14 protein-coding genes and 1 tRNA gene are annotated in these 12,962 nt (G+C 58.8%); 12 read left to right on the top strand and 3 right to left on the bottom strand.

Annotated elements, in window-relative coordinates; genetic code table 11:
- Positions 1 to 29: 29 nt before the first annotated feature.
- The 12 genes from ACZ1HN_RS14950 (at position 30) to ACZ1HN_RS14895 (ending at position 9,667) form a co-directional block, all read left to right on the top strand.
- A complete protein-coding gene (locus tag ACZ1HN_RS14950; protein WP_472728081.1) occupies positions 30 to 1,073 on the top strand; it encodes a cysteine desulfurase family protein in 1,044 nt (347 codons plus the stop codon).
- Positions 1,074 to 1,101: 28 nt separating this feature from the next.
- Entirely contained in the window at positions 1,102 to 2,616 is a 1,515-nt protein-coding gene (sufB, locus tag ACZ1HN_RS14945) for a Fe-S cluster assembly protein SufB (protein WP_472728080.1), read from the top strand.
- Positions 2,617 to 2,619: 3 nt separating this feature from the next.
- Positions 2,620 to 2,811, top strand: a complete 192-nt coding sequence (locus ACZ1HN_RS14940) for a hypothetical protein (protein WP_472728079.1) — start codon at positions 2,620 to 2,622, stop codon at positions 2,809 to 2,811.
- Entirely contained in the window at positions 2,808 to 3,062 is a 255-nt protein-coding gene (locus ACZ1HN_RS14935; RefSeq protein ID WP_472728078.1) for a hypothetical protein, read from the top strand. The genes ACZ1HN_RS14940 and ACZ1HN_RS14935 overlap by 4 nt, the downstream gene beginning before the upstream one ends.
- Positions 3,063 to 3,152: 90 nt before the next feature.
- Entirely contained in the window at positions 3,153 to 3,485 is a 333-nt protein-coding gene (locus ACZ1HN_RS14930) for a hypothetical protein (RefSeq protein ID WP_299596733.1), read from the top strand.
- A 10-nt stretch (positions 3,486 to 3,495) separates the two neighbouring features.
- Positions 3,496 to 3,810: a heavy metal-binding domain-containing protein gene (locus ACZ1HN_RS14925; RefSeq protein ID WP_299201084.1), complete on the top strand. Its 315-nt coding sequence runs from the start codon at positions 3,496 to 3,498 to the stop codon at positions 3,808 to 3,810.
- A gap of 32 nt (positions 3,811 to 3,842) precedes the next feature.
- The gene (gene sufC / locus ACZ1HN_RS14920; RefSeq protein ID WP_472728077.1) at positions 3,843 to 4,598 is read left to right on the top strand and encodes a Fe-S cluster assembly ATPase SufC; all 756 of its coding nucleotides are present in this window, start codon (positions 3,843 to 3,845) and stop codon (positions 4,596 to 4,598) included.
- On the top strand, positions 4,598 to 5,872 hold the full coding sequence (gene sufD / locus ACZ1HN_RS14915; RefSeq protein ID WP_472728076.1) for a Fe-S cluster assembly protein SufD: 1,275 nt from the start codon (positions 4,598 to 4,600) through the stop codon (positions 5,870 to 5,872). Before sufC ends, sufD begins: the two co-directional genes overlap by 1 nt.
- A 1-nt stretch (position 5,873) precedes the next feature.
- Positions 5,874 to 6,356: a YIP1 family protein gene (locus ACZ1HN_RS14910; RefSeq protein WP_299198295.1), complete on the top strand. Its 483-nt coding sequence runs from the start codon at positions 5,874 to 5,876 to the stop codon at positions 6,354 to 6,356.
- Positions 6,353 to 6,958 carry a Yip1 family protein gene (locus tag ACZ1HN_RS14905; protein WP_472728075.1) on the top strand — a complete coding sequence of 202 codons (606 nt, stop codon included), beginning with the start codon at positions 6,353 to 6,355 and terminating at the stop codon, positions 6,956 to 6,958. The genes ACZ1HN_RS14910 and ACZ1HN_RS14905 overlap by 4 nt, the downstream gene beginning before the upstream one ends.
- On the top strand, positions 6,951 to 8,171 hold the full coding sequence (locus tag ACZ1HN_RS14900; RefSeq protein WP_472728074.1) for a cysteine desulfurase: 1,221 nt from the start codon (positions 6,951 to 6,953) through the stop codon (positions 8,169 to 8,171). The genes ACZ1HN_RS14905 and ACZ1HN_RS14900 overlap by 8 nt, the downstream gene beginning before the upstream one ends.
- A 266-nt stretch (positions 8,172 to 8,437) precedes the next feature.
- Positions 8,438 to 9,667 (top strand): MFS transporter, encoded by a 1,230-nt coding sequence (locus tag ACZ1HN_RS14895; RefSeq protein WP_472728073.1) that lies wholly within the window; start codon positions 8,438 to 8,440, stop codon positions 9,665 to 9,667.
- A gap of 85 nt (positions 9,668 to 9,752) precedes the next feature.
- Here ACZ1HN_RS14895 and ACZ1HN_RS14890 read toward each other — a convergent pair.
- The 3 genes from ACZ1HN_RS14890 to mepK form a co-directional block, all read right to left on the bottom strand.
- Positions 9,753 to 9,829: transfer RNA gene (locus tag ACZ1HN_RS14890), tRNA-Arg, on the bottom strand.
- Between the two features lie 83 nt (positions 9,830 to 9,912).
- Positions 9,913 to 11,871 (bottom strand): bifunctional 2',3'-cyclic-nucleotide 2'-phosphodiesterase/3'-nucleotidase, encoded by a 1,959-nt coding sequence (locus tag ACZ1HN_RS14885; RefSeq protein WP_472728072.1) that lies wholly within the window; start codon positions 11,869 to 11,871, stop codon positions 9,913 to 9,915.
- Between the two features lie 231 nt (positions 11,872 to 12,102).
- The gene (gene mepK / locus ACZ1HN_RS14880; protein ID WP_472728071.1) at positions 12,103 to 12,648 is read right to left on the bottom strand and encodes a peptidoglycan L,D-endopeptidase MepK; all 546 of its coding nucleotides are present in this window, start codon (positions 12,646 to 12,648) and stop codon (positions 12,103 to 12,105) included.
- Between the last annotated feature and the right edge of the window lie 314 nt (positions 12,649 to 12,962).

Here is a 12,962-nt window from a genome sequence, read left to right as displayed (position 1 = left end):
CCCCCGGGATTTTTTGAAACAGGGAAGACATGAGCCGGGTCTATCTGGATCATAACGCGACGACACCTCTGCGGGCGCAGGCGCGCGAGGCGATGCTGCGTGCCATGGATTTGGTGGGCAATCCGTCGTCGGTGCATGCCGAAGGGCGCGCGGCCAAAGCGATTGTCGAGAAGGCGCGGGGGCAGATTTCCGATGCACTTGGGGCTTCGGGTGCCGACATCGTCTTTACAGCCAGCGCGACCGAGGCGGCGGCTCTTGCCTGCGCCGGGCGGTCCTTGCACGGATCTGCTGTTGAACATGATGCGGTGGGCGCATGGATTGACCCGGTTTTGGCCGCGGATGCCAACGGTTATGTTCGGGTAGCAACACCCGCTGCGTCTTGCCTGCAGTTCGCCAACTCCGAAACAGGTGTGGTGCAGGATGTTCAGCAGGGGCTCGCCCTCAGCGATCTGACGCAAGCTTTCGGTAAGCTGCCTTTTGGGTTCGATTGGCTGGGCGTAGAGATGGGTTTAATTTCGGGTCACAAGCTTGGTGGCCCAAAGGGCGTAGGTGCATTGGTCTTGCGACAAGGTCTGGATGTGCAGGCGCAGATACGCGGCGGCGGTCAGGAAATGGGCCGCAGGTCTGGCACTGAGAATGTCATCGGAATCGCTGGTTTCGGCGCTGCAGCCGAGGCCGCACAACGTGACGTTGCCGATGGAAAGTGGGACCGGATCGAGAAACTTAGAAATATTCTAGAAAAGGCTCTTGCTGCCGCGTCAAAGACAACTATTTTTGTCGGGAAAGAGGCGCAACGCCTGCCGAACACTTCCTGTTTCATCACGCCCGGCTGGAAGGGCGAAACGCAGGTGATGCAGATGGATCTGGCCGGTTTCGCCATCTCGGCGGGTTCGGCCTGTTCCAGTGGCAAGGTCAAGGCCAGTCGGGTGCTGAAGGCCATGGGCTATTCGGAGCTTGAGGCGGCATCGGCAGTGCGGGTGTCGCTGGGGCTTGAGACAACGGAAGAAGATGTTTTGCGCTTTGTCGATGTGTGGGCGCAAAAGCTGAAGAAACACGAGGCGCGGGCGGCGTGAACCGCTCAGATGCGAGAGGATGTCCGACATGGAAAATGTGGTAGTCAAGGAAGGTGTTGATCAGGAAACGGTAGATGCCGTTGCCGAGGTGGGTGGAGCGTACAAGTACGGTTGGGAAACCGACATCGAGATGGAGTACGCGCCAAAGGGCCTGACACCAGACATCGTCAAGCTGATCTCGGAAAAGAATGAAGAGCCGGAGTGGATGACCGAATGGCGTCTGCAAGCCTATGACCGTTGGCTGCAGATGAAAGAACCCGACTGGGCCATGGTCGACTATCCCGAGATCGACTTCCAGGATCAGTATTACTACGCGCGCCCCAAATCGATGGAGGTCAAGCCCAAGTCGCTGGACGAGGTCGACCCCAAGCTGCTCGCCACCTATGAAAAGCTGGGCATTCCGCTGAAGGAGCAGATGATCCTTGCTGGCGTTGAAGGGGCCGAGAATGCACCCGCCGAGGGCCGCAAGGTCGCGGTGGATGCGGTGTTCGATTCTGTGTCGGTCGGCACCACGTTCCAAGCGGAGCTGAGAAAAGCTGGCGTGATCTTCTGCTCGATTTCTGAAGCCATCAAGGAACATCCCGAACTGGTCAAGAAATACCTCGGTTCGGTCGTGCCGGTGCAGGACAACTTCTATGCCACGCTGAACAGCGCGGTCTTCTCGGACGGCTCATTCGTTTACATCCCGCCGGGTGTCCGCTGCCCCATGGAACTGTCCACCTATTTCCGCATCAACGCCGAAAACACCGGCCAGTTCGAACGCACGCTTATCATCGCGGACAAGGGCAGCTACGTGTCCTACCTTGAAGGGTGCACCGCACCTCAGCGCGATACCTCGCAACTGCACGCCGCTGTGGTCGAAATCGTGATCATGGAAGATGCCGAAGTGAAGTATTCCACCGTTCAAAACTGGTATCCCGGGGATGAAAACGGCAAGGGCGGCATCTACAACTTCGTGACCAAGCGCGCCGATTGCCGGGGCGACCGGGCCAAGGTGATGTGGACGCAGGTGGAAACCGGGTCTGCTGTAACATGGAAATACCCGTCCTGCATTCTGCGCGGTGACGACAGCCAGGGCGAGTTCTACTCCATCGCCATCGCCAACAATATGCAGCAGGCCGACACCGGCACCAAGATGGTGCACCTGGGCAAGAACACCAAGTCGCGCATCGTGTCCAAGGGGATCAGCGCAGGCAAGGCCCAGAACACTTATCGTGGTCTGGTGTCCATGCACCCCAAAGCCAAGGAAAGCCGCAATTACACCCAGTGTGACAGCCTTTTGATCGGCGACAAATGCGGCGCTCACACGGTTCCGTACATCGAGGTGAAGAACAACTCGAGCCGTGTCGAACACGAGGCAACGACGTCCAAGGTGGACGACGACCAACTGTTCTACTGCCGCAGCCGTGGCATGGACGAGGAAGAGGCGGTGGCCCTTGTGGTGAACGGTTTCTGCAAGGATGTGCTGCAGGCGTTGCCCATGGAGTTTGCCATGGAAGCGCAGCAACTGGTTGCCATTTCGCTGGAAGGATCGGTGGGCTGATCCATGTCTGATCAGAAGGAACCCCGGTCCGCCCTTGCGACCATGGCCTTATCCGTCCTTGGGGGTGCGGCAATCGGCGGTGGTGTGGGTGTGCTGTTGTTGCCTGACTTCGCGTCGGCGCTCGCCATCGGCGGGGCCATGACAGGTGGCGCAATCGGGGCGGCGTTCTTTCTTTTTGCCGGGGCGGATCGATGACAGATCTGTCCAACACACAGCAATCCGAAGCCAGGATCAAACGTCACGTGGTCTCTAACCTGGACGGCACGCAGCAGGGCGGGCTGGCCTTTGTCATCACCGTGATCGGTGGAATGATTGTGGCTGCGTCACTTGCGCCGGGGGCGCTGACGTCCTTCTGGGTGTGGCTTGCGCTTTTGATGCTGTCTGTTGCAGTGGCTACGGGAACCCAACGGTTGTTCGCCCGCGCTACGTCGGAGGATGTGGAATGAACTGCAAAACAACAGCGCCCTGCGTCGACGTCACCGATGGACAGGTCCGTGGTCGGCAGCAGACTGCGCTTGTGCAGGGAGGGTAATTCGATGGCACCTGATACACCACGCAAGCCAAGCGGCCTGCAGGTCCGGTTTGGGCACCCCGGGCGGCTTTTGCCGGAAACGCGCGAACTGACCTTGGTGATCCTCGGCCACCTGATCGTGTTCATGCTGTCTATCGCGCATGACGAAATTGTTGCCGAGATGGTCGAAGACGGCTGGTTCATCGCGAAATACGCCGAACGGTTCGAGATCCTGATGGGGCTTGTCCTTTTCATCTGCTGGGGCGCGCTGACACTTCGGTTCGTCACAATTCTGCGGTGTGCCCGTGCCGGTGACGGTCTGTGCCGAGACTGCAGTCAGCCACATGGAAATGACTGAAGGGCGCAAGATGATCCTGACCACGACAAACACGGTCGAAGGCCGCAAGGTCACCGACTACCGCGGCATTGTCGTGGGCGAGGCGATCATGGGGGCCAATATTGTCCGCGATTTCTTTGCCGGCGTCAGGGACATCGTTGGCGGTCGAGCCGGCGCATATGAATCCAAACTTCAGGACGCACGCGATATGGCGATGGCGGAACTGGAACAACGTGCGGCAGCGCTCGGCGCGAACGCCGTCATCGGAATAGACCTCGACTACGAGGTCGTTGGGGACTCAATGTTGATGGTCAGTGTTTCGGGCACTGCTGTCATTCTGCAATAGCGCGCGACAGGCGCGAGACGAGGAAAAGAAAAATGCTGAACATCAAAGACTTGCATGTGCAACTTGAAGAAGAAGACAAGCAGATTCTGAAAGGTGTCGACCTCACGGTCGAAGCGGGCAAGGTGCACGCGATCATGGGGCCAAACGGCTCGGGCAAATCCACCCTGTCTTATGTTCTGTCGGGCCGCGACGGCTACGAAGTCACGAGCGGGGAAGCCACGCTGGATGGTGAAGACCTGCTCGACATGGAACCGGAAGAACGCGCCGCGGCGGGCCTGTTCCTGGCCTTCCAATACCCGGTCGAAATTCCTGGCGTCGGCAACATGACCTTTCTTCGCACGGCTGTGAACGCGCAACGCAAAGCGCGCGGCGAAGATGAAATGAGCGCCGCTGACTTCCTGAAGGTCATCCGTGAACGTGCCAAGGCCCTGAAAATCGACGCGGATATGCTCAAGCGTCCCGTCAATGTTGGATTCTCGGGTGGTGAGAAAAAACGCAATGAAATCCTGCAGATGGCGATGCTGGAGCCCAAGATGTGCATCTTGGATGAAACCGATTCCGGCCTTGATGTCGACGCGATGAAGCTGGTCGCCGAAGGCGTGAACGCGCTGCGCAACGAAGGGCGCGGGTTCCTGGTGATCACGCACTACCAGCGTCTGCTCGATCACATCAAACCTGACGTTGTGCACATCATGGCAGACGGCAAGATCGTAAAAACCGGTGGCCCCGAGCTGGCGCTTGAAGTTGAAAACAACGGCTACGCCGACATCCTGGCCGAGGTGGCATAATGGCTGAACCCGCACCAAAATCGAACCCGACCGAGGATCGGTTGGACACCCTGACCATGCCGCAAAACGGCTGGGCAGATGCCGCACGCAAGGCGGCCTTGGCCCGTGTGCGTGAAATGGGTCTGCCCGGACGGCGCGACGAGTATTGGAAGTTCACGCGGCCGGACAGCCTTGTGCAGCCCACAGCCCCCGTCGCCGCGCTGTTCCACAATGAAGAGAGGCCGTTGTTTGGCGACCTTGACCGGCTCAAGATCGTGTTTGTCGATGGTGTATTCGACGCCGATCAGTCTGATGATCTGACCTTGTCTGGTGTGCGCATCGACCGACTGGCCGAAAGCGCAGATATTCACTGGGCGTCCGACCTTTACGGTGCGCTTGAGCGGAACGGTCACTACGTGCCAAGGCCGTTGGCAGCGTTGAACACGGCCTATGCCACCGATGGCGTGTTGATTCATGTCACGGACAAGGCTGAAAAGCCTATCAATTTCATCTACTTGCATGAAAACGAAACGTCGGACGCGATCTTGCACCACGTGATCAAGCTTGATCCGGGTGCCGAGGTGACCTTGCTCGAAACCGGCCCGGCCGCTGCGCGTTTCAATAAGGTAATGGAAGTGGATGTGGCCGATGGCGCGACCTTCCATCATGTACGTGCGCAGGGGCGGGACCACGAACGCCGCGCAGCCACGCATATTTTTACGCGGTTGGGCGCCGAATCCGTGTTCAAGTCGTTCACACTGACCGTGAATGGTCGCCTGACCCGCAACGAATGCGTGATCGATATCACCGGTGACGATGCGGTGGCGCATGTGGCCGGCGCCTGCGTGGGCGATGGCGATTTCCACCACGACGACACGGTGTTTGTCACCCATGACGCGCTGCGCTGCGAAAGCCGCCAGGTGTTCAAGAAGGTGCTGCGCAACGGTGCTGTCGGTGTGTTCCAGGGCAAGATCCTGGTCAAGGAAGGGGCCCAGAAAACAGACGGTTATCAGATCAGCCAGTCGCTTTTGCTGGATGATGACAGCCAGTTCCTCGCCAAGCCCGAGCTTGAAATCTATGCCGATGACGTTGCCTGTTCCCACGGGTCCACGTCCGGTGCCATCGATGAAGATGCCTTGTTCTACCTGCGCTCGCGCGGTGTCCCGTCTGAGATCGCAACGGATTTGTTGACGTTGGCCTTCCTCGCCGAGGCGGTGGAAGAGATCGAGGACGAAGTTTTGCGCGAGGCATTGGTTGAACGCCTGCAAGGCTGGCTGGAGCGTCACCGGGGCTAAGATGGCCATCACGCGGAACATTTCGGCCACGTATCGTGGTCCAGGGCGCGTCATACGGCGCCTGCTTGAGCTTGGCCAACGCGAAGATCGTGCGCTGGCCTATCTCATGGCGTCATGTGCCCTGGTCTTCATCGCGCAACTGCCGCGACTGGCCCGAGAGGCGCATTTGACCGGTCAGGATCTGAACATGCTGATGGGCGCATCGCTTCTGGCGTGGATTTTTGTGGCCCCGCTGTTGTTCTACGTGATCGCTTTTGCCGCGCATGGTATCGGGCGGATTCTACGCGGGCAGGGCACATCTTATGGCGCGCGGCTGGCACTGTTTTGGGCGCTGCTTGCGTCATCGCCATTGATCCTGCTGCATGGTCTGATAGCGGGTTTCATCGGCCCGGGGATCGGGCTGCAAACCGTTGGCCTGGTCTGGTTCGTGGTGTTCATGTGGTTTTGGATCGGTGGATCCATCGCGCAGGAGCGGGCAGCGTGAACGCCGTCGCGGACCTGGCGGTCGAAACGCTGCGCAATCCCAAAGAGGTAGCACAGCGGATCATCGGGTGGCATCTGGACCGGCAGACCCTGTATTTTGCGCTATTTGCGGTGGCTGCGGTCAATACCATTCTGGCCTCAGCGCCCGCGGTGCTTGCCCCCGGTTCGATTGATCCTGCCGCACGGGCGGCGATACCGCTTCTGGCCCTGCTTGAACGGCCCTTTGCGCTGTTTGCGATGATCGCGGGCGGGCTTCTGGTCATGGTGCACGGGCTTGTCTGGGCCGGACGGGCCCTTGGCGGACATGGTGAACTCACCGACATGCTGGCGCTGCTGACCTGGTTGCAGGCCCTGCGTGCGGCTGCACAGGCGCTTGTGCTTGTGCTGAGCTTGATCGTGCCGGGCATCGCGGGCCTTGTGGCGCTGGTTGTTGCCATCGTCGCCTTTTGGCTTTTATTGCATTTTGTCAGCGCGGCCTTGCGCTTTGACTCGCTGTTTCGTGCCTTTGGCCTGCTTATCATCGTGCTGGCAGGCCTGTTTGTTGGAATGATGATGCTTGTGACGCTGACCGGCGTGACGGCAGGAGGACTTGCGAATGTATGATGTGAACGCCATCCGGGCGGATTTTCCCATTCTCGACCGTGAGGTGAATGGCAAGCCGCTGGTTTATCTGGACAGTGGCGCATCGGCTCAGAAGCCGCAGGTCGTGATTGACGCCATTTCCAAAGCTTATTCCGAGGAATATGCAAATGTTCACAGAGGCTTGCATTTCCTTTCTAATCTCGCGACCGAAAATTACGAAGGCGTCCGAGGCAAGTTGGCGCGTTTCCTGAATGCAGGCTCCGAGGATGAGATCGTGATGAACTCGGGCACAACCGAAGGCATCAACATGGTGGCCTATGGGTGGGCCATGCCACGGATGGAGGCCGGCGACGAGATTGTGCTGTCCGTGATGGAACACCACGCCAATATCGTGCCCTGGCACTACCTGCGCGAACGGCAGGGTGTCGTTTTGAAGTGGGTCGATGTGGACACGACAGGCGCGCTTGATCCGCAGAAGGTCATTGATGCGATTGGACCCAAGACCAAGCTGGTGGCCGTAACGCATATGTCCAATGTGCTGGGCACCAAGGTGGACGTGAAAGCGATCTGCGAGGGCGCCCACGCCAAGGGCGTGCCGGTGCTTGTCGACGGGTCTCAGGCTGCGGTGCACATGCCGGTTGATGTGCGGGATCTGGGTGCGGATTTCTACGCGATCACCGGTCACAAGCTCTATGGTCCGTCGGGATCCGGCGCCATCTACTGCAAAGCTGAACGCATGGCCGAGATGCGCCCGTTCATCGGCGGTGGTGACATGATCAAGGAGGTCAGCAAGGACGGTGTGATCTACAACGATCCGCCCCATAAGTTTGAGGCGGGCACGCCGGGTATCGTGCAGATGATCGGGCTTGGGGTCGCGCTGGATTACATGATGGGTCACGGGATGGAGGCCATCGCGGCGCATGAGGATTCGTTGCGTGACTACACGGTGGAGAAGTTGGGCGGGCTCAACTGGCTGCAGGTACAGGGGACGACCCCGGATAAGGGCGCCATTTTCTCGTTCACTTTGGACGGGGCTGGGCACGCCCATGATATCTCGACCATCCTCGACAAAAAGGGTGTCGCGGTCCGGGCGGGACAGCATTGTGTGGGCCCGTTGATGGAGCACATGGGGCTGAACGCCACCTGTCGGGCGTCCTTTGGTATGTACAACACCAAGGAAGAGGTGGACGTGCTCGTGGACGCTTTGGAGTTGGCACACGACCTGTTTGCGTGATCTGTCCCCGCGGGGACAAGGCGTGCGGTCGATTTGCGAGTTGTTGAGCGACTTGTGAAAGCGTCCGTAAATCAGGGGCTTGAGGCGCGCGCGCTGCGTTCTATCAAAGTTAACCAGCCGAGAGTTATGCTGTTGCCCGAAGCCGGGCGGCGGTTCGGCACAAGCGTTTACGTCGCGCCGTTTCCATCTGTGATTGCACGTCATATAGAGGGGCAGGCGCATATTCCTTTGCGTGATCTCCCCGCTGCTCAGTCTGGAACTCATCAATGATCAAGACGGCGCTGACCGACAGACTGCTTCAAGTGGCGCTGGTTGGCTTGATCCTTATGGGCGTTGGCGCGGCAGCGGTTGGCCCGTTCCAGTCGATCATTGGGATCGAGGAGATTGGTTTTTCCGATGCCGCCTACGCCCTGATCGTGACGGGTGGGGCGTTTTTCAGTGTCGTCGCGTCCATACTGGTGGGCATCTACACGGACCAGACAGGACGATTTCGCGAAGCGTTGCTGGCCGCATTGGTAGTTGGCGCTGCAGCCGGGCTGTTGATGTTTTTCGTGCCTTCGAAGATCGCTTTCTTGCTGGTGCATGTCGTGCTGTTTCCCGTTGGAGCGACGGCGTTCACCCAATATTTCGCAATCTCTGTTGTGGCGGCCAATGAGAACCCGAAGCTTGATCGTTCTTATGCGGCCACGCTGTCCCGGGCGACGTTTTCCGGCGCATTTGCACTGACACCCGTGGTGTGGGGGTATGCCCTCGTAAAGGGTGTCGATGTGCTCGCGGCCTATGCTGTAGTCGCTTTTGCAAATGTCCTGGCGCTTGCCGCCGTCCTGACGTTGTGGCGCCGGGACCATACGGTGTCGCAGACCGCGAAATCAGGCAAGGGGTTGTTGGCGTCTTTGTCGGAACTGACAGAGCCGGGCCTGTTGCTGCGTATGGTTCTGATCTGCGTGATCTCGGCCACCAATGGACTGTACAATATTCTGCTGGGCCTTTTGATCCTCAACAACCTTGGCGGTGTCGAATCCGACGTCGCCGTCTTTGCGGGCCTCGTCGCATTCATCGAAATTCCCGTCATGATGCTGACGGTTCGGTTTTTGCGTGTGGTTTCAGCCTCGTTTCTTATCCTGATTGGTGTTGTGATTTATGGTGGCTTTCTCGCTGTCTTGGGTCTCATGCCGTCTATTGGGTTTGCGTGGTGGCTGGTGCTGCCAGCGGGGATTGGTGCGGGCATCATCCTGTCTATCCCTATTGGGTATGTGCAGAACCTTGTTGCAGACCGGGCAGGGGCCGGAAGTTCTCTGTTGTCCGTTAATCATTTTGGCGGCGCGATCATTGCATCGGCGATTTTTGCGGTTGGGACGAGCGTGACCGACTATCAAGGTGTCGCGATGATTGGTGCGGTGATTGCCATTGCGTCGTCAGCTTTTTTGTTTGTCCTGGACTACCGCAAAGCGCGACGGATGTCCCCGGCACAGGCGCTGGATCATGGCAAAGGTTAGTGCGGGATTGGCTGAGGTTGATCACCTTTAAAGTCGATGCAATCGGAACTGGTTAGTACGATGCACGCGATCAGTGTGTGGGAGATGGCGGACCATAGAGGATTCGAACCTCTGGCCTCTGCCTTCGGAGGGCAGCGCTCTATCCAGCTGAGCTAATGGTCCACTGGGGCGCGGTATAGCGGTGCCATCCACGCCCTGCAATTGGAAATCTGTGTATGGCGCAGGACACCAGCGCCATACAGTGATCAGAGTGAGATGCGGAACTGGGCGAAGCCGTCAGGGCCATCTCCCGCAGGCTCGATTGTCACCCCTTTGACATCGTCGATATAGTCCTGCGCCTTGGGGCCCGTTTCGAACAGGACCGATGTGCCGTCGAGCGGTGCAAAGGACCAGTTGGCGTCGGCACGGGGGCTGATTGTGCCTTGTTCGACGATGTAGCGCACGATTACATCGCGGTTTGTGTCGGGGGCTTCGAACACGATGGTGTCGCCCTTGGCGCCGGGGAAGTTGCCACCGCCGCCCGCGCGATAGTTGTTTGTGGCAATGATGAACTGTTGTTCAGGGTCAATGGGTTCTCCATTGAACTTCAGGTCAACGATGCGGTTCGCATCGGCATTGATCAATTCGCCCTTGGGATCGAATTTGGACGGTTGGCTGAGGTCGATCTGGTAGGTCACGCCATCCATCACGTCGAAATTGTAGCTTGGGAAGTCGGGGTTCAGGAGCGGGGCGTCGGTGCTGCCCGCCTCGACCTGGTTGAACATGCCGGCTGAGCGTTCGAGCCAATCCTTGACCTCGGACCCTGAGACCAGCACGGCGCGGGCGGTGTTGGGGTAGAGGTAGAGGTCGGACACGTTTTTGATCGCGACATCGCCCTTGGGAACATCGGTGAAGTATTCGGGGCCTCCACGGCCGCCGGCCTTGAATGGGGCGGCGGCAGAGAGGATCGGCAGCCCTTCGTATTCAGTGCCCTGCATCATCTGGGCGATGTACCAGCTTTGGGCAATCGACACGATCTGGACCGAGGGGTCATCCGCCACGAGCGCGAAGTAGCTGTGCAGCGGTGCGTCGGTCTTGCCCACGGCGCGGCGGACATAAGCCAGCGTAGCGTCGTGGTCGGCTTGGACGCTGTCGAGGACCGGTTGGTGGTCTTGGACGAGGGCGGTGACAGATCGGTCTTCGTTCCGTTTCGAGATTGGCCGTGCTTCGGACCCGTGGCCGGTGATGCGCCAGCTGGAGCCATCGCGTTCCAGCATCAAGTCGATGACCCCCAGGTGCGAGCCCCAGAAGCCGCCCATGGCTGCTGGCTTGCCATGGATCGTGCCGTTTGCCACGTCGACGGCGGGCATGTCGGCATAGGTGGGCGAGGGGAAGACCTGGTGGTGGTGGCCCGTGAGGATCGCGTCGATTCCGTCCACGGCGGCGAGGGGGACGGAGGCGTTCTCCATCCCGTCGCTGTGGTCTGCGGCCCCGATGCCGGAGTGGCTGAGCGCGATGATGATATCGGCGCCTTGTTCTTTCATCAGCGGTACGAGGGTTTTAGCGGTGTCTACGATGTCGCGGGCCTGCACGTTGCCTTCGAGGTGGCGGCGATCCCAGTTCATGATCTGCGGTGGGACGAAGCCGATGAGGCCAACCTTGATCGGATGCGTTTCACCCGAACCATCCGCAACCGTCCGGTCCAGGATGACGAAGGGAGGCACTAGCGTGGTATCCGCTGCGGCGTCCGCGCCTTGTTCCTTGGACACATTGGCGCAGACCACGGGGAAATCGGCCCCGGCCAGCGACTTCATCAGGAAATCGAGCCCGTAGTTGAATTCGTGGTTGCCCAACGTGGCCGCGTCGAAGCCCACTGTGTTCATGGCAGTGATGATCGGGTGGCTATCCCCTTCCTTCATGCCCCGTTCGTAAGCGATGTAGTCGCCCATCGGGTTGCCCTGCAGGAAGTCGCCATTGTCGATGAGCATCGAGTTCGTGGCCTCGGCCCGGATGCTTTCGATGATCGAGGCCGTGCGCGACAGACCTACTGTGTCGCGGGGTTTGTCTGCATAGTAGTCATAGGGGAAGACGTGCACGTGCAGGTCTGTGGTTTCCATGATGCGCAGGTGCGCCTGATTGGTGCTTGCGCGCAAGGAGAACGGGTGCATGGCCGCGAAGGTGGCCGTAGTGGCCAGAAAAGTGCGGCGTGAAATGAGATGTGTCATTTGGATCCCCCGGGAGTTGTTCTGTTGTTCACGTTAGGCGCGTAATACCGCCGTGTCACAGTTTCATGTCTGTTCTGGCAGAAGATCGCGCATTCTTGCCGCGTTTGAGCACAGGGATTGACCAAATTCTTGCCGATGGCGCTGCATGGATTACGGCGGGTAAAAACATCGTTTCTCTGAAACGAAAAAAGGCGCCTATGGCGCCTTACTTCGAGCTACGATCGTGCAGGTTTATCCGCCCCAGGATCGCACAACACCGCAATCCATATGAACGAAGTTCGAGCCGGAGTATTTGCCAACACCGCCACCGCGGCATGCCTGTGCGGCACGAGCCATCTGGCTCACTGATCGGGTGGACAGGCGCAAGTCGGCGGCCTGACCTTTCATGTGTAGAGAATTCTTGGCCACACCCCGGCTGCGCGAGCGCAACATGGCGTTTGTTTTCGGGCTGCGGTAGCCCGAGAGCAGCATGTAGGGTTCATCGATGTTGAGCAGGTTGTGCGCTGCCGCCATGATGTCAACATTGCGCAAATCCATGGATTTCACGTCATCCGTCCGCCAGTCACGCATGAAGTAGTTCACTTCCTTGACCGCGTCCTTGATGTAGTGACCTTCAATCCAATAGATCATGTCGATCCGTTCACCAGTGCGACCGGAATACATCCGAAGCCGACGAATATCGCCAGCGCCTCGAAGAAATCCTGCTGCGTTTGAGAAAGTCGGTGCCGCCGTGATGGCCGTTGCTGCGAATGCACCAAGTACTGCCCGGCGGGTCATGCCCGTAGAGGTATTTTTTGTCATGTCACTGCGCGTCCCGTACGCCTGCCTGTCCGTGATGTTACACGGAGTTTGCTATCTCATCCCCAGATGCAACATTTGTATTGCATAGCTTGATCTCGTTTACCAAGTGCTGAATCGGGTCATGTAACGGTCGCAAGTCATTTGGGCAGATTTTTGCGCAAACTCTGACCATTGTGGCGCAAACGCCCCAGAGCGATGCAGGTGCGCATCATGCAGGTGCTTCTTGCTGCTCTACCGGCAATGTGAATAGACAGGGCGCGCGACGCTTTGGGATAACCCAAATCAATTGG

It is taken from the genome of Tateyamaria sp. GN1-10 (genome assembly GCF_055693845.1).
This window is presented reverse-complemented; position numbering and strand designations above follow the sequence as displayed.

Coding starts and splice junctions, on each gene's coding strand:
- ACZ1HN_RS14950 (WP_472728081.1), top strand. CDS start 30: ATGAGCCGGGTCTATCTGGATCATAACGCGACGACACCTCTGCGGGCG.
- sufB (WP_472728080.1), top strand. CDS start 1,102: ATGGAAAATGTGGTAGTCAAGGAAGGTGTTGATCAGGAAACGGTAGAT.
- ACZ1HN_RS14940 (WP_472728079.1), top strand. CDS start 2,620: ATGTCTGATCAGAAGGAACCCCGGTCCGCCCTTGCGACCATGGCCTTA.
- ACZ1HN_RS14935 (WP_472728078.1), top strand. CDS start 2,808: ATGACAGATCTGTCCAACACACAGCAATCCGAAGCCAGGATCAAACGT.
- ACZ1HN_RS14930 (WP_299596733.1), top strand. CDS start 3,153: ATGGCACCTGATACACCACGCAAGCCAAGCGGCCTGCAGGTCCGGTTT.
- ACZ1HN_RS14925 (WP_299201084.1), top strand. CDS start 3,496: ATGATCCTGACCACGACAAACACGGTCGAAGGCCGCAAGGTCACCGAC.
- sufC (WP_472728077.1), top strand. CDS start 3,843: ATGCTGAACATCAAAGACTTGCATGTGCAACTTGAAGAAGAAGACAAG.
- sufD (WP_472728076.1), top strand. CDS start 4,598: ATGGCTGAACCCGCACCAAAATCGAACCCGACCGAGGATCGGTTGGAC.
- ACZ1HN_RS14910 (WP_299198295.1), top strand. CDS start 5,874: ATGGCCATCACGCGGAACATTTCGGCCACGTATCGTGGTCCAGGGCGC.
- ACZ1HN_RS14900 (WP_472728074.1), top strand. CDS start 6,951: ATGTATGATGTGAACGCCATCCGGGCGGATTTTCCCATTCTCGACCGT.
- ACZ1HN_RS14895 (WP_472728073.1), top strand. CDS start 8,438: ATGATCAAGACGGCGCTGACCGACAGACTGCTTCAAGTGGCGCTGGTT.
- ACZ1HN_RS14885 (WP_472728072.1), bottom strand. CDS start 11,871: ATGACACATCTCATTTCACGCCGCACTTTTCTGGCCACTACGGCCACC.
- mepK (WP_472728071.1), bottom strand. CDS start 12,648: ATGACCCGCCGGGCAGTACTTGGTGCATTCGCAGCAACGGCCATCACG.